The organism is Flavobacterium sp. TC780 (genome assembly GCF_056783245.1).
In genome coordinates, this window is record NZ_JBXBAV010000165.1 from 26,712 (window position 1) to 43,398 (window position 16,687).

The window sequence follows — 16,687 nt, forward strand, 5'->3', positions numbered from 1 at the left end:
GTGGTACCAGAAATAGAATGGACAATTAATTTCATGTATAACACAACAGATCCTATTTGGTACGGACGATCTGAACCTAATTATAATATTTATAGTACAGAAACGACAGCCGTAAGAGATAATATATCTGTTTCTGATATTAAAAGTACAGGTGATGTCGTAGCATTGGCTGATCTTAAAAGAGAAGAAAATATAAACAATAAAAACACAAAAGACGGAAGGGTTAAAATAGCAACAAATGCCAATAGATATTTTGGCAATGCAAAATCAAACTTTGGGCTAACTGTAAGAGCGGTTTATGACGGTGGTAAAAGTCAGGAATTGAGTTTTAAATTTGCCGAAGAGTATCGCAAAACATTGTCTATTATAAAATCTATTTATGATCTGGTCGATAAAGTAGCAGGTGCAAAAGAAGCAAGAAAAGCTTCTGAAAGTTTACCTCCTTCTTTATTAGGAAGAAAAAACATGATGAGCCTTTCGCTTTTACCGCCTGCTCCGTCTGTAGGTGTTGGCTGGAAATATACTAACACAAACAATCGATTAGGTATAGAACTAGCAGCAAGAGCAAAAATAGTCCCTTTGATAGGTGGAGAACTAAGAATTGATGTACTGGCTCTGGCAGATAAAATACCATACTTTGGTAAATTAATAACAGCACTGGATCTAGCAACTTGGCTAGCAGAAAAAATATCTATGGATGCTCTAAGCATAAATTACAGAATAGACCTTACTTTTTATGCTAATCTTGCCTTAGAAGAAGCTTTTATAAAATATAGTGAAGCTCAGGAAAAAGGAAAACGTTTGGACGCCGACCTAAAAATATCTGGGACATTGGGCGGGAAATTGGAATTAGAGATGGGGTTGAAATTAAGTACAATACAGATAAATAAATTTCCTGAATTTGAATTCCAAGCGGGAGTGAAGGGGGATTGTTATTTTAAAATAACAGCAAGTCCAAATGCTGATTATGATAACATGATAGATTGGACAACCAAATTTTCGGGACTAATTGTAACTGTGTATTATAAAATTTCGATGAAAAGAAATTCAAAAAATGAGCCACCAAAAACTACAGATCCAATAAAATTAATTCCAAGTTATACAGGTACTCCAATTAGTTTGAAATTCGGAGAAGGAGAACATAAGAAATACTAATTAAATGCTATGATATTAATGAAAAACATGCTTTTGATAAGCTTTATAATATTTAATTTATCAAGTTGTCATGGAAAAAATGATACTAATGCTGTCACAGAAAATAAATTTACAAAAGAAAATAAAATGATATCTAATAATACAATAATCTATGCATTAAGTATAGATGCTACAGCAGATTTTAAAGTTTATATTAATGATGTTTTAGTTACATCTTATTATGGAAAAGGAGCAACTAGTTTAACAATACCGATAAATATAGAGAGATATTATTCTCAGGCGAACAAGTTATAAAAGTTGTTTTGAATTCAATAAATAAATTAGATAAAAACGAACTTAAATATTATAAGTTTCAGATTAAAAAATATGTCAGTTTTTCATCTCCTGATTATCAAACAGTTTTGGATTGCCAATTTGATCATAATTTAAGTGAAAATCTATATAGTCATACACAAAGCTGGATTTTTAAAACAGAGGTGCCATATAAAGTCGAAGGTTGGACTGAGTCTTCAATCTTATTAAAAGAAGATAAAGGTCAATTATTAAGAGAAGTCATATCAATCTATGAGAGTTTTAGGAAATTATTAGAAGATAGGGATAGTAAAAGTTTTTTAGCTAAAACTATTAAAAGAGATACAGAAATTAATGAAGTATTGTATTTGAATAAAGAACAAATTACAGAGGATGAAAATCAAACTCTACAAACAATTAATAGCATAACAAATGTATTACCATTGGAGAATTATAAATTAGTATTTTATGGGAATGGTAGAATGGTAGCGTTGATTAGAATGGATGGTAAAAAAAAGGATCAATCCGCATTACAAGCACAACTAGAAGATAACAGTATAGAAATATATGAGTTATTACTCCATCGTCCAAAATCAGGATCACCATTAGAAGTTATTAGATAAAAAGTGATGATATTAAGGTGTTTATATTATTCGTTATTAATTTTTTCTATTTTGTATAATGCATATTTGGAAAAATATCATGGTAATTAATCAAGGCACTGAAAAGCCCTTCAAATGAGTAAAATTAAAAAAGAGCAAAAGATAATGTTTTCACCCTTTTTTAACTGTTATAAACTCTCTGTAATTACCTCAAAAAGATCAAAAAGTGATAGGGGCTACACAAAAAACATTAAATCTATTCATTTTAATTCCTAGCTATAACAGGTACACCAATTAGTATGAAATTTGGAGAAGGACAAGAACATAAATATTGATATAATTAAAAAGAATATGAATAAATTAATTTTAATTGGCTTGCTTGTATTTAATATAGCAAGTTGTCAGAAGAAAGAAAATACTAATACTATAATTAAAAAAAACAATATAATGAATGATCAACCCATATATACTCTTAAAATATCTGTAGCAAATCCTTATGAAACGTATGTAAATGACATGCCTGTTGAAAAAGATTATGAAAAAGGAAGTACTAATACGGAGATTCCAGTAAATGATTTTATCTTGAAGAGTGGTGTACAATTTGTAAAAATAGTTCTGCTACCCGAAAAAGGAAAATCAGAAGTAGACAAATCAGGAATAGATTATGTAAATGTTAAAATTTATCAATATCCTCATGGTTTGTCAAATATGTCTTCTGAAGATAAGGTATTAATAAAAGAATTTAATTTAAGTGAGTTTAGAGAATCTCCTGTTATTTCCAAAGAAATACAATTTGAAGCTCGAGTTCATTATGAAGTAAAGGGATGGTCTGAATCTGCTGATTTATCTAAAGAGAATTTGAATGTTTTAAAAGACGAAGTATTAGATAAGTATTCAGAAATTAAACAAACATTGAATGAAGGAGATACCATAGGTTTGTCAAAAAAATATCAGAAAAGAAATGAAGAAATTTATACCTCTTTTTATAATGATATTATATCTATTACAGAGGACAAAAAGTGGATGAATGAAAGGATACTAAAAAGTAAAGGAAAGATGATTCCGTTTGAAAACTTAAAAGTTGTTTTCTATGCTAAAGGAAAAATTGTTTCATTAGAAAACTTGAATCATGAATCTCCTTTAATTGCAAACATTGACGATAAGGAAGAAGTTTATAATATACTACTTCATCGTCCAAAATCAGGATCACCATTAGAAGTTATTAGATAAAAAGTGATGATATTAAGGTGCTTATATGATAACTTTGTATCTACTTTATTTAATGGTTATTTATTATATCTGTATTTACATTGATGGTTTAGTATAAACCCAGACCCATAATCGTAGAAACTTTAGCTGTTTTAATTTTTTTTGAATTTATCATGGTTCATTCAGCAGTTTTTATGGCTGTTTTTCAGAAAAAGCTTTCAATATTGTTTTTTATACTAGCATATGCACTTTTTACCTATGAGTTTAATAAAATGCTTCGCTTGCAAGATAACAAGATAATGATTGCTTATTTTACTGTTGTTCTTCATAGAATGCGTTTTGCATTCTATAATATAAGCAAAAAGCAGCAAGATAAATTATTAGGATTTTCGGGATTGGCAGCTATAATATATATATTATCGATTGGTTTTTGCATTGTGTTTTCAAATTATCTACCGAAATTAATTTACACAAATGCATTTTTGAATGAAAATAATTTTCATCACAATGGTTTTGATCTTTCAAAACATTCTACTCTTATAGCAACAGGTAGTATTTATTATTCGTTATTAATTTTTTCTATTTTGTATAATGCATATTTGGAAAAACATCATGGTAATTAATCAGGGCACTGAAAAGCCCTTCAAATGAGTAAAATTAAAAAAGAGCAAAATATAATGTTTTCACCCTTTTTTAACTGTTATAAACTCTCTGTAATTATCTCAAAAAGATCAAAAAGAGATAGGGGCTACACAAAAAACATTAAATCCATTCGTTTTAATTCCTAGCTATACAGGTACACCAATTAGTATGAAATTTGGAGAAGGACAAGAACAAGAACATAAATATTGATATAATTAAAAAGAATATGAATAAATTAATTTTAATTGGCTTGCTTGTATTTAATATAGCAAGTTGTCAGAAGAAAGAAAATACTAATACTATAATTAAAAAAAGCAATATAATGAATGATCGACCCATATATACTCTTAAAATATCTGTAGCAAATCCACACGAACTTTATTTAAATGATATGCCTCTAATCAAAGATTATAATAAAGGGAGCTCAAATTTTGAGATTCCATTAAATGATTTTATTCTAAAAAGTGGTATTCAAAATTTAAAAATTATCTTATTACCCGAAGAAGGAAAAACAATAGTAGATAAATCTGGTATTGATTATGTAGATGTTAAAATATACAGATACTCTAATGGTTTGTCAGATATGAATCCTGAAAAAAGAACTTTAATAAAATCAATAAACTTAAAAGAATTTAAAGAAATACCTATTGTTGTAAAAGAAGTTGAATTTAATGTAATTGTCCCTTATGAATTGTTAGGCTGGACTAAATCGGCAGATTTATCAAAAGAAAATCAAGAAGTCTTAAAAAAAGAAGTGGTGACGAAATATGAAGAGTTAAGAGCAATACTAAACAACGGAAATTATGAAGGTTTTCTAAAAGAAAATAAAAAAAGAGATTCAGAAGTGGATAATTGTTTCTATAATGACTTAGAAGCACAAAATGAAGATGAAGAATTCTTGAAAGATAGAATTAGTAAGAGCAAAAATAACATGCTGGAATTAAAAGAATATAAATTAGTTTTTTATGGAAATAAAAAATTAATAGCATTGGAAAATAAAAGAGGTAAAAGTTCACTATGTGGAGACAATGGGAAAACAATATTTACTTATTTCATACTTCTTCATCGTCCCTCACCAAACGCTCCACTTGAAGTAATAAGGTAGAAAAAAGTTGCTTATTTCTGCTTTTTTTTGGTTGAAAAATAAGCAGGAATAAAAGGTGATTGTTATTTTAAAATAACTGCAAGTCCAAACGCTAATTATGATAACATGATAGATTGGACGACTAAATTTTCTGGTTTAATTGTAACGGGATATGTTAAGCTTTCTTTTAAAAGATAAACTAGTAAAGATAAGTCAAAAACATTAAATCCAATAACATTGATTCCGAGCTATACTGGAACTCCTCTCAGTATGAAATTTGGAGAAGGAGAAGAAAAAAATATTAAGAAATGAAAAATATAGTTTTATTATGTCTTGCTGTAATTAGTACTACAAACTGTCAAGAAAAAAAAGAAATCAATTTAAATAATATGATAACAATAAAAAAATCAGCTATAATATATGGTATAGATTATGATATTCAAAACCATTTTCAAATTTTAGTTAATGATAACCTTGTAGCTCAAAATTTTGAAGATGTAAAATCTAGTGCTTATTTGCCTATAAATGAATATTTATTATCAGATAAAAAATCAATTTTAAAATTGAAACTCTATAAATCTTTTAATGAGCAATATATTACCAAAGATTTATATAAAAATTTTAGTCTAAAATTAATGTTTTGTAATAATAATTTATTTGAAGATCTTAAGCTAGTCCAAGAAATGAATATTCCTCAAGAAATAATGGGAAAAAGTTATATTGAGTATACGTATATTTTAAACGTAGATTTTGATAAATTAAATGTTATTTCTGGATGGTATTCTTCCGAAAATTTAATTGAAAACAAAAGCGATTTATTGAAACAAGTTCAAGACAGTTATATTAAAGTTTTTAATATTTTGAATTCAGGCTCTTATCAAGATTATTATAAAATTGTTAGAAAGAGAGAAGAAGAGGTTTTGTTTGCTTATTTTAATGCACCTGAGATATTAGAAGAGCAAAGAATAGAAAAAGAAAAAGTGGAACAGGCAAAAGGAGTAATGAATTCTATTGATTTTAATAAATATTCTTTAAAGTTCTATGGTGATGGAAAATTAATCACTTTAGAAGATGAGAACGGAGATTCACCTCTTTATTATGAAGATGAAAATTATAAAAGAATTTTTGGAATACTACTCCATCGTCCAAAATCAGGATCACCATTAGAAGTTATTAGATAAAAAGTGATGATATTAAGGTGCTTATATGATAATTTTGTATCTACTTTATTTAATGGTTATTTATTATATCAGTATTTACATTTATGGTTTAGTATAAACCCAGACCCATAATCGTAGAAATTTTAGCTGTTTTAATTTGCTTTGAATTTATTATGGTTCATTCTGGAGTTCTTATGGCTATTTTTCAGAAAAAGCTTTCAATATTGTTTTTTATACTAGCATATGCACTTTTTACCTATGAGTTTAATAAAATGCTTCCCTTGCAAGATAACAAGATAATGATTGCTTATTTTACCGTTGTTCTTCATAGAATGCGTTTTGCATTCTATAATATAAGCGAAAAACAGTATGATAAATTATTAGGATTTTCGGGATTGGCAGCTATAATATATATATATTATCGATTGGTTTTTGCATTGTGTTTTCAAATTATCTACCGAAATTAATTTACACAAATGCATTTTTGAATGAAAATAATTTTCATCACAATGGTTTTGATCTTTCAAAACATTCTACTCTTATAGCAACAGGTAGTATTTATTATTCGTTATTAATTTTTTCTATTTTGTATAATGCATATTTGGAAAAATATCATGGTAATTAATCAAGGTACTTAAAAGCCCTTCAAATGAGTAAAATTAAAAAAGAGCAAAATATAATGTTTTCACCCTTTTTTAACTGTTATAAACTCTCTGTAATTACCTCAAAAAGATCAAAAAGTGATAATGAAGAAAAAAGAATCCGACAGAGTAAATATCTCAATAATATTGTTGAACAAGATCATCGATTTATAAAATGGAGCATACAAAATGGCTTAGGCTTTAAAAACCTTGAATCTGGAAAGAGAACTCTTAGTGGAATTGAGGTTGTGCAGATGCTCAGAAAACAAATCAGTAATCCAGGGATAACTATGTTTAAATCATTTTTTACTTTGATTATAGAAATGGGGTTTCAAAATGAGAACCGTACTGCTATAATAAAAGTAATAGGACTTTGTAATTTTCTAGAAGTAACATTTCCGCTCCCATCTTCATCATACATATTTGTAAATTAACAACATACTGAGAGTCCTCCTAAAAATTGGGCTCTTTTTTTGTTGCAATAGTTTCTGTAATTAAACAATAGAGTAATTCAGTATAAACCTATAAAACAGACATAACGTAATATTAATAAATTATTAAATGACTAAATCATAAAAATATTGATAAAGGTTTAATCTTACTTTTGTAAGGGTCTTCTTTAACGATTTAAAATTACAATATGAGTTCTAATTTAGTAATAAGGTTAAGAGAGGGAGATGATTCCTGCTTCAAAGAAATTTATGATCTATATCATTATAAAGTATTTTGTTTTATAAAAAAATATACGTCGCAGCTCGCAGATTCTGAAGATGTGACACAAAACGTATTCATACATCTTTGGAAATATAGAACCAAACTAGATCCAAATGTAAGTATGGAAGCTATCTTGTTTAAAAGCTCAAAACAAGAAATCTCGAAATGGTATAAAAAACAAAACAGAATCTTTTCTGTAGAAAATGACCAGTTAATTAAAGAACTTGATAGCGCATCTGAAACAGAAGATGATATAAGCTCCAAGCTAGAAAAAATAGAATATCTCCTGAATAAAATTCCTCCTAAAAGAAGGAAAATCTTCAATCTCCATAAATTTGAAGACCTTAGTTATAAAGAAATTGCCGTAGAGATGGATATGTCGCCAAGCGCCGTTGCAAATCAAATTTCTAAGACCTTACAATTTCTTAAAAAGAATTCTGTACACAATCATGAACTGTACTGGTTTGCTTTATTCTTTATAAGTCAACCAAGTTTGATGATATAATACTATTTCCGATTTTCTCCCTTTACAATACTTGTTGCCAGCTCTTTTTTTCTTTTGTTTTTTAATTTTTCTGTTTTTTTACCATCAAATAAATACCCCTCAAATGGTTACTTAGATTAAGAAAACGTTAATAGTAGTATCACCCCATGATATTTACCCGACTAGGAATCTAATGTAATTGAATTGATAAAATTCATGTATAATTTTCAATAGTAAATTTAATTGTAATGAAATCTAAAAGATTAAAAGAAGAATGGAACGCAATACCAAATAGAGGTATTCTTCCTGACCAAATTACATCCCGAATGTGGGATAATATTCAGAGCGTTACAATTAATAAATACAAAAGCTTTTATAATTGGGTTGCAGCAGCGTGTGCAGTAATAATCATGTCTTTTACCGGATATCAGTTTTTTACTCCATCGCATAATAACACAATCGCGATTACTTCTACAAAAACATTTAGCAAAGATATACGCCTGATATGTTTACCAGACGGAACTCGCGTATGGCTAAATCAAAACACTTTAATAGAATATCCAACTGAATTTGCCGAAAATGAAAGAGCTGTAAAATTAACTGGTGAAGCATTCTTTGAAGTAAAAAGAGATGTATCTCGCCCTTTTGTAATTACTTCGGGAGCTATAAAAACAACTGTTTTAGGTACATCTTTTAATATTAGTTCTTATGCTAACAAGGAACCACAAGTAAATGTAAGAACAGGAAAGGTGAAAGTAGAAAGTAACGAAAATGTTGTTTTCCTGATAAGAGGAGATAAGGCGATTTATAATAATGCTGACGCAAAAATTGAAAAGCAAAAAACTACGTTGCTTGAGCCAGAATGGAAAAAAGTTTTAATTTATGTAGATTGGGTTAACCCTCGCACAAGTTATAAGAAACTAAAACTTGACCATGATTTTTCGGTAAATTATCTAGATGATAATGCTAAAAAACCTCAAAATACAAGGAACTCTCGATACCCAACAAGGATTTTACGAAATGCTTCAAACTATTGCTTTTGCTCTGGAAATTAAAATCAGGTCAACTGACACAAACACCTATCTCATTAGTAGGTAATAGCGCTATAGATTTTTAACAATACATTTTGATAGAAAGAATACAGCAGCATTAAATCAAAAAAAGATGATTTAATGGCTATTGCTAGGGAACTATTGAAATTTTATAAAATTATTAACCCATAATTTCATATTAAATAAAGTACCAATAACAAACTAACAATTATCAATTATGAACAATGATTACTCCAGGCAATTGCCATTTGGATTTTGTTTTTCGGATTATTCTTCGGAACAAACATTATTTACTCACAAACCGGAACAGTTTCGGTTGATTTAAAAACTCTTCACCACAAAAAATTATTGATAATTTAAAATCCAGAACACCATATCAATTTATTTATCAAAAAGATTTGGATCTAAGTTTACCACTAGTTACACTAAAAAAAGAAAATGTTACAATTGATGAAATTTTAAATGATTTACAAAATCTGACAAATCTAAATTTTAGAAGAAATGAAAACAATATAGCCGTAAACAGGAAAGACGCGAGCAAAAAAAAAAGAAGGGGAAAATCACAGGTAAAGTTGTTGATGTAAATGGCCTTCCATTTACACCCGGAGTAAATATAAAAGTAATTCAACTAAGTTTAGGAGCACAATCGGACATAGATGGTAATTATGTTTTAGAATTGGAACCTGGTGAATATACTGTTGAGGTTAGTGCCATTTCGTTTCAAACACAAAAAATTACTGGTATAAAAGTGCTTGAAGGTGGTGAAACACCATTAGTAATTTCTTTAAAAGAAGATGCACAATCGCTTAATGAAGTAATTATTATTCAGAATTACAAGCAAGCAACTGCATCAGTACAAGGAATGTTATTGCAGCAGAAAAAAGCAGCACAATTCTCTGATGGTATTTCAGCAGAACAAATAGCAAGAACACCAGACAAAGATGTTGGTAGTGCGCTTAAGCGTATCACGGGTGTAACAACAATTGATAATAAATATGTTGTAGTTCGCTCTATGGGAGAACGTTGGAATCAAGCTGTAATGGACGGAATTACGTTGCCAAGTACAGATGCATACCAGCAAAACTTCTCTTTTGATATTATCCCGACTGCTATGGTAGAAAGTATCGTAGTTAGTAAGTCGGCAACGCCAGATATGTACGCTAATTTTGCAGGAGGATATGTTGAGATAAAAACAAAGGATATTCCTAAAGAAGATTTTACAAGTTTTTCGGTAAGTACATCGTATAACAGCCGAAGTGCTTTTAAAGAAAGACTTACCAAACAAGAAGGAGATTACGATTACCTAGGTTTTGATGACGGAAGACGTGATTATCCTGATATGTTACCTCTAGAGCCACCAACTAGTGAAGCAACCTCCGGCCCATTTATAGAACAGTCTAAAAAGTTTACCGAGGATAATTTTTCTACGTATAAAACGTATGGTGCACCAGGAACTACATTACAATTTGCATTGGGGCGATCATATAATTTAAAAAACAACAATAAATGGGGATTTGTGGGATCCATACTTTTCAAGAATACACAAGAAAAAATAGACATCGAACATACACAAAGAGGAAGATTTATTGAAAACTCAAGATTTGCCCAAGAAGGAGAAGGAGGAAGAGCATATTCTATTTTTGAAAAATATGGATTTAATAACTCAGGTGCAAATTATAATTATAATTCTACTTTGGGGGGAATGTTTAATGCTGCTATTCAGCTAGGTAAACATAAAATTACTACTCGTAACACCGCAATGCATATCTATAACAATCAATTGACTCAAATTACGGGTTGGGAAAAAGGGAATACTATTACCGGAATTATAGACGGTAGTGATCTTCCAACAACAATTGAAACTAATTATCCTATTTATACAACTTTTATTCAAAATAAAATTGAGGGAAATCATCATTTTGATCAACTTGAGATTAATTGGTATACTAGTTATAGTAATATCACAAAAGATACAAAAGATGCTACTTTTCTACAAACCTCATATAAAAAAGTAGGAGACGATGTATTAGCTTATAATACAGTCTACAATAGCGGAAATAGATTACCATTTAGCAGGGACAATTATTCCAATGATGAAACGGATTATAACTGGGCTATTAATTTCCGCTATTGTAGACTGTATTATAAGCTAATACATCGTCTCCTACTTTTATATGAGGTTTGTAGAAAAGTAGCATCTTTTGTATCTTTTGTGATATTACTATAACTAGTATACCAATTAATCTGCGAGTTGATCAAAATGATGATTTCCCTCAATTTTATTTTGCAATAAAAGTTGTATAAATAGGATAATTAGTTTTCAATTGTTGTTGGAAGATCACTACCGTCTATAATTCCGGTAATAGTATTCCCTTTTTTCCCAACCATAATTTGAGTCAATTGATTGTTATAGATATGCATTGCGGTGTTACGAGTAGTAATTTTATGTTTCTAGCTGAATAGCAGCATTAAACATTGCCCCTATAATTATAATTTTGGCCTAGTTATTAAAATCCATATTTTTTAAAAATGGATGTCTCTTCCTATTTCTCCTTCTTGGGCAAATCTTGAGTTTTCAATAAATCTTCCTCTTTGTGTATGTTCAATGTGCTTATTTTTTCTTGTGTATTCTTGAAAAGTACAAATCCCCATTTATTGTTGTTTTTTAAATTATATAATAGCCCCAATGCAAAGTGTAATGTATATTCCTAATACCTTGGTGGTACGTTCAAGATTATCTGCCACTAGTAAGAACTGTTCCTATAAAATGAGCAGAGGTACCTAGCTTGAGTTAGAATCCCTACGTATATCAAGGTGACATTAGCATCAGGATGATCCGCGTCTTCCGTAAATGTACAAAACCTAGGTAATCGTAATATCCTCTCTGTTTGGTAAGTCTTTCTTTGAACGGCCGCTTCAGCTGTCTATACGATGTACTTACCGAAAAAGACTTGATGACCTTTAGGAATATCCTTTGTTTTTACTAGAACATAAATCCTAAGCGCAAAATTAGCAACACCGTTAACTCCAACAGTCTTACCGACTAACTTACGATACTCTAGGTGGCATCAGGATAATATCAAAAGAGGAAGTTTTGCTGGCTGTAAGCCATCTGTCCTTGGCAACGTAATTGCCAAATTGCATTACAGGCTTGAGTCCCAACGTTCTCCCATAAGAGCGAACCTCACAACATCTATTATCAATTGTTGTTACACCCGTGATACGCTTAAGGACAAGTACCAACGGTAACTTCTTGCTGCTGGTGTTCTTGTTGTCTTCTGCTGAAATACCATCAGAAGAATTGTGTTGCTTTTTCTGCTGCAATAACAGTTCTATAAATCAGGTGCTTGCTTGTGAGGTTCTAACTTCATTAAGCGATTGTCGTATTTCTCTTAAAGAAATTACTAATGTGTGTTTCACCACCTTCAAGCACTTTTATACCGTAATTTTTTGTGTTTGAAACGAAATGGCACTAACCTCAACAGTATATTCACCAGGTTCCAATTCTTAAAACATAGTATCCATTTGTACTCCTAACTTTCAGTTGAATTACTTTTATATTTACTCCGGGTAATGAAAGGCCACGCATACAACAACTTTACCTGTAGGTGTTCTTTTTCTTTTACTCATTTATGTTCTTACGGCTATATTGACATTTCTCTCTGAACATTTAGATTATCAGTGTAAAATAATTTAAAATTTCATCGATTGTAAGCATTACTTTTTTAGTGTAACTAAGATGGTAAACTTAATCCAATAACTTTTTTGATAAATAAATTGATATAGTGTTCTGGACTTTAAATTATCAATAATTTTTTGTGGTGTAGAAGTTTCTAAAAACAATTTGTCCAGTTTTATGAGTAAATAATGTTTGCTCCGAAGATAATGCAAAAACAAAATCCAAATGGCAAGTCCTCGAGTCTAATGATTGCACCTCTCATGAATAATATTATTGTACTGGTACTTTGCCGTATTTTAATATGAAATTATGGGTTAATAATTTTATAAAATTTCAAATAAGTTTCCTAGCAGCTAGCACCATTAAATCAGTCTTTTTTTGATTTTAATGCTGCTGTATTCTTTCCTATCAAAATGTTAAGTCTAAAAATCTATAGCGCTATTACCTACTAATGAGATAGGCCTTGTGTCAGTTGACCTGATTTTAATTTCCAGAGCAAAAGCAATAGTTTGAAGCATTTCGTAAAATCCTTGTCGGGTATCGAGAGTTCCTTGTATTTTGAGGTTTTTTGATTTATCATCTAGATAATTTACCGAAAAATCATGGTCAAGTTTTAGTTTCTTTATAACTTGTGCGAGGGTTCACTCATCTACATAAATTAAAGCTTTTTCATTCTGGCTCAAGCAACGTAGTTTTTGCTTCCAATTTTTTTTAGTCACATTATTATAAATCGCCTTATATTATTCTTTTATCAGGAAAACAACATTTTCGTTTCTTTCTACTTTTAACTTTCTTGTTCTTTTACATTTATTTGTGATTCTGCTTGTTAGCATAAGAACTAATATTAAAAGATGTACTAAAACTCAGGGTTCCTTTTATAGCTGCAAAATAATTACAAAAGGGCGAGATACATCTCTTTCTCTTAAAGAATACTTCACCAGTTAATTTTACAGCTCTTTCATTTTGGGCAACCTAGTTGGATATTCTATTAAAGTGTTTTGATTTAGCCATACGCGAGTTCCGCTGTAATTCAGGCGTATATCTTTGCTAAATGTTTTTGTAAAAAGCTGTGTTATTATGCGATGGAGTAAAAAACTGATATCCGGTAAAAGACATGATTATTACTGCACACGCTGCAACCCAACTATAAAAGCTTTTGTATTTATTAATTCTAACGCTCTAAATATATCCGCATTTGGGATGTAATTTGGTCAGGAAGAATCCTCTATTTGGTATTGCGTTCCATTCTTCTTTTAATCTTTTAGATTTCATTACAATTAAATTTACTATTGAAAATTTATTACATAGAATTTTATATGATTCCGATGAGTTGCACTTCAAGAATTGCTAGTGCATAATGTCATGATAATGTTTTACTATTAACATTTTCTTAATCTAGTAACCATTTGAGGGGTATTTATTTGATGGTAAAAAAACAGAAAATTAAAAAACAAAAGAAAAAAAGAGCTGGCAACAAGTATTGTAAAGGGAGAAAATCGGAAATAACTGTATATCATCAAAGCTGGTTGACTTATAAAGGATGAAGACAAACCAGTACAGTTCATGATTGTGTACAGGAATTTCTTAAGAAATTGTAAGGTCTTAGAAATTTGATTTGCAACGGCGGCTTGGCGACATCATCTCTACGGCAATTTCTTTATAACTAAGGTCTTCAAATTTATGGAGATTGAAGATTTTCCTTCTTTTAGAAAAGAAGCTGAGGAGACTTGTGTCAACTCTTATTCCTTTTTCAGATGCGCTATCAAGCTACTTAATTAACTGGTCATTTTCTACCAGAAAAGATTCTGTTTGTTTTTTATACCATTTCGAGATTTTCTTGTTTTGAGCTTTTAAAGCGGATGGCTTCATACTTACATTTCGGATCTAGTTTGGTTCTATACTTGGAGTATGAATACGTTTTGTGTCACATCTTCAGAATCTGCGAGTCAACAGTATATTTTTTTATAAAACAAAATACTTTATAATGATATAGATCATAAATTTCCTTTTGAAGCAGGAATCAGTCTCCCTGTCTTAACCTTATTACTAAATTAGAACTCATATTGTAATTTTAAATCGTTAAAAAAAGTCTTACAAAAGTTAAATTAAAAATCTTTATCAATATTTTTATGATTCTAAGAATGATTTAATAATTTATTGACTGTACGTTATCTTTTTATCGGTTATACTGAATTACTCTATCCTTTAATTACCAGAGAACTTATTGTGCAACAAAAAAAAGAGCCCAAATTTTAGGGAGAAAACTTTTTCTCGGTATCCTGTTAATTTACAAATATATTTATGATAGTGGGAAGCGGAAATGTTACTTCTAGAAAATTACAAAGTCCTATTCTATTTATAGAGCGGTACAGTTGTCCCATTTTGAAACCCCATTTTCTATAATAGAAGTAAAAAATGATTTAAACATAGTTAAATCCCTGGATTACTGATTGTGTTTTCTGAGCATCTGCACGACCTCATTCCACTAGTCTTCAGAACTCAGAAGGTTTTTAAAGCCTAAGCCATTTTGTATGCTCCGTTATAAATGAATGATCTTGTTCAACAATATTATTGAGATATTTACTCTGTGGGATTTTCTTTTTCTTCATTATCACTTTTTGATCTTTTTGAGGTAAGTACAGAGAGTTTATAACGCAAAAAAGGGTGAAAACGTAGTATTTTCCTCTTTTTTAATTTTACTCATTGGAAGGGCTTTTAAGCTGTTTGAACGTCATTTAATATTTTTCCGAATATAGATACAAAAATAGAAAAAATTAATTAACAAATAATAATACTACCTGTTGCTATAAGAGTAGAATGTTTTTGAAGATAGAAATTCCCGTTGTGAGATGAAAGTTATTTTCATTCAAAAATGCATTTGTGTAAATTAATTTCGGTGAGATAATTTGAAAACACAATGCAAAAACCAATCGATAATATATATATATTATAGCTGCCAATCCCGAGAAAATCCCTAATAATTTATCATTGCCTGTTTTTCGCTTATACTGAGAATACAAAACGCATTCTATGAAGAACAACGGTAAAATAAGCAATCATTATCTTGTTATCTTGCAAGGGAAGCATTTTATTAAACTCATAGGTAAAAATTGCATATGCTAGTCAGAAAAAACAATATTGAAAGCTTTTTGAAAAATAGCCATCAGAGCCCAGAATGAACCATAATAAATTCAAAGCAAATTAAAACAGCTAAAATTTCTACAATTATGGGTCTGGGTTTATACTAAACCATAAATGTAAATACTGATATAATAAATAACCATTAAATAAAATAGATACAAAATTATCATATAAGCACCTTAATATCATCACTTTTTATCTAATAACTTCTAATGGTGATCCTGATTTTGGACGATGGAGTATGTATTCAAAAATTCTTCTATAATTTTCATCTTCATAATAAAGAGGTGAATCTCCGTTCTCATCTTCTAAAGTGATTAATTTTGCCCCATCACCATGAACTTTTAAAGAATATTTATTGAAAATCAATAGAATTCATTACTCCTTTTGCCTGTTGCACTTTCTTATTTCTATTCTTTGCTATTATAATATCTCAAGTTCATTAAAATAAGCGAACAACCTCTTCTTCTCTCTTTCTAACAATTTTATAATCATCTTAGATAAGAGCCTGAATTCAAAATATTAAAAACTTTAATATAACTGTCTTGAACTTGTTTCAATAAATCACTTTGTTTTCAATTAAATTTTCGGAAGAATACCATCCGGAGATAACATAATTATCAAAGTGTACATTTTAAATATAGGTATGTCAATATAACTTTTTCCCATTATTTATTTTTAGGGAATATTCATTTCTTTGGACTAGCTTAAGATCTTCGAATGAATTATTATTACAAAACATTAATTTTAGACTAAAATTTTTATATAAATCTTTGGTAATATATTGTTCATTTAAAAGATTTATAAGAAGTTTCAATTTTAAAATTAATTTT

Annotated in this window: 16 protein-coding genes; 12 read left to right on the top strand and 4 right to left on the bottom strand. The window is 29.4% G+C overall.

From position 1 onward, the window contains the following. The 12 genes from AC1RYN_RS18510 (at position 1) to AC1RYN_RS18565 (ending at position 11,261) form a co-directional block, all read left to right on the top strand. Positions 1-1,155, top strand: coding sequence for a hypothetical protein (locus AC1RYN_RS18510; protein ID WP_481808137.1), 1,155 nt, complete (start codon positions 1-3; stop codon positions 1,153-1,155). 33 nt (positions 1,156-1,188) lie between these two features. Next, complete coding sequence (locus tag AC1RYN_RS18515) at positions 1,189-1,449, top strand: hypothetical protein (RefSeq protein WP_481808138.1); 261 nt, start codon at positions 1,189-1,191, stop codon at positions 1,447-1,449. An 8-nt stretch (positions 1,450-1,457) separates the two neighbouring features. Next, positions 1,458-2,069 carry a hypothetical protein gene (locus AC1RYN_RS18520; protein WP_481808139.1) on the top strand — a complete coding sequence of 204 codons (612 nt, stop codon included), beginning with the start codon at positions 1,458-1,460 and terminating at the stop codon, positions 2,067-2,069. A 330-nt stretch (positions 2,070-2,399) separates the two neighbouring features. Further along, a complete protein-coding gene (locus tag AC1RYN_RS18525) occupies positions 2,400-3,278 on the top strand; it encodes a hypothetical protein (protein ID WP_481808140.1) in 879 nt (292 codons plus the stop codon). 152 nt (positions 3,279-3,430) lie between these two features. Next, positions 3,431-3,880, top strand: coding sequence for a hypothetical protein (locus AC1RYN_RS18530; protein ID WP_481808141.1), 450 nt, complete (start codon positions 3,431-3,433; stop codon positions 3,878-3,880). Between the two features lie 245 nt (positions 3,881-4,125). Beyond that, positions 4,126-5,004 carry a hypothetical protein gene (locus AC1RYN_RS18535; RefSeq protein WP_481808142.1) on the top strand — a complete coding sequence of 293 codons (879 nt, stop codon included), beginning with the start codon at positions 4,126-4,128 and terminating at the stop codon, positions 5,002-5,004. Between the two features lie 287 nt (positions 5,005-5,291). Continuing rightward, positions 5,292-6,164 carry a hypothetical protein gene (locus tag AC1RYN_RS18540; RefSeq protein ID WP_481808143.1) on the top strand — a complete coding sequence of 291 codons (873 nt, stop codon included), beginning with the start codon at positions 5,292-5,294 and terminating at the stop codon, positions 6,162-6,164. A gap of 152 nt (positions 6,165-6,316) precedes the next feature. Continuing rightward, positions 6,317-6,610, top strand: a complete 294-nt coding sequence (locus tag AC1RYN_RS18545) for a hypothetical protein (protein WP_481808144.1) — start codon at positions 6,317-6,319, stop codon at positions 6,608-6,610. Positions 6,611-6,792: 182 nt separating this feature from the next. Next, positions 6,793-7,218 carry a DDE-type integrase/transposase/recombinase gene (locus AC1RYN_RS18550; RefSeq protein WP_481808145.1) on the top strand — a complete coding sequence of 142 codons (426 nt, stop codon included), beginning with the start codon at positions 6,793-6,795 and terminating at the stop codon, positions 7,216-7,218. Between the two features lie 206 nt (positions 7,219-7,424). After that, positions 7,425-8,003, top strand: a complete 579-nt coding sequence (locus AC1RYN_RS18555; protein ID WP_481808146.1) for an RNA polymerase sigma factor — start codon at positions 7,425-7,427, stop codon at positions 8,001-8,003. Between the two features lie 227 nt (positions 8,004-8,230). After that, a complete protein-coding gene (locus tag AC1RYN_RS18560; protein ID WP_481808147.1) occupies positions 8,231-9,037 on the top strand; it encodes a FecR family protein in 807 nt (268 codons plus the stop codon). A gap of 556 nt (positions 9,038-9,593) precedes the next feature. Continuing rightward, complete coding sequence (locus tag AC1RYN_RS18565; RefSeq protein WP_481808154.1) at positions 9,594-11,261, top strand: carboxypeptidase-like regulatory domain-containing protein; 1,668 nt, start codon at positions 9,594-9,596, stop codon at positions 11,259-11,261. A 1,874-nt stretch (positions 11,262-13,135) separates the two neighbouring features. Here the strand turns inward: AC1RYN_RS18565 and AC1RYN_RS18570 are convergent. The 4 genes from AC1RYN_RS18570 to AC1RYN_RS18585 all read right to left on the bottom strand — a co-directional run. Beyond that, a complete protein-coding gene (locus AC1RYN_RS18570; protein WP_481808155.1) occupies positions 13,136-13,339 on the bottom strand; it encodes a hypothetical protein in 204 nt (67 codons plus the stop codon). A 976-nt stretch (positions 13,340-14,315) separates the two neighbouring features. Beyond that, a complete protein-coding gene (locus AC1RYN_RS18575) occupies positions 14,316-14,456 on the bottom strand; it encodes a sigma factor-like helix-turn-helix DNA-binding protein (RefSeq protein ID WP_481808156.1) in 141 nt (46 codons plus the stop codon). Between the two features lie 1,593 nt (positions 14,457-16,049). Continuing rightward, on the bottom strand, positions 16,050-16,223 hold the full coding sequence (locus AC1RYN_RS18580; RefSeq protein WP_481808148.1) for a hypothetical protein: 174 nt from the start codon (positions 16,221-16,223) through the stop codon (positions 16,050-16,052). 280 nt (positions 16,224-16,503) lie between these two features. Further along, positions 16,504-16,687 (bottom strand): hypothetical protein (locus tag AC1RYN_RS18585; protein ID WP_481808149.1); only part of this gene is annotated, 184 nt, incomplete at its 5' end.

Coding starts and splice junctions, on each gene's coding strand:
- AC1RYN_RS18525 (WP_481808140.1), top strand. CDS start 2,400: ATGAATAAATTAATTTTAATTGGCTTGCTTGTATTTAATATAGCAAGT.
- AC1RYN_RS18530 (WP_481808141.1), top strand. CDS start 3,431: ATGGTTCATTCAGCAGTTTTTATGGCTGTTTTTCAGAAAAAGCTTTCA.
- AC1RYN_RS18535 (WP_481808142.1), top strand. CDS start 4,126: ATGAATAAATTAATTTTAATTGGCTTGCTTGTATTTAATATAGCAAGT.
- AC1RYN_RS18540 (WP_481808143.1), top strand. CDS start 5,292: ATGAAAAATATAGTTTTATTATGTCTTGCTGTAATTAGTACTACAAAC.
- AC1RYN_RS18545 (WP_481808144.1), top strand. CDS start 6,317: ATGGTTCATTCTGGAGTTCTTATGGCTATTTTTCAGAAAAAGCTTTCA.
- AC1RYN_RS18550 (WP_481808145.1), top strand. CDS start 6,793: ATGAGTAAAATTAAAAAAGAGCAAAATATAATGTTTTCACCCTTTTTT.
- AC1RYN_RS18555 (WP_481808146.1), top strand. CDS start 7,425: ATGAGTTCTAATTTAGTAATAAGGTTAAGAGAGGGAGATGATTCCTGC.
- AC1RYN_RS18560 (WP_481808147.1), top strand. CDS start 8,231: ATGAAATCTAAAAGATTAAAAGAAGAATGGAACGCAATACCAAATAGA.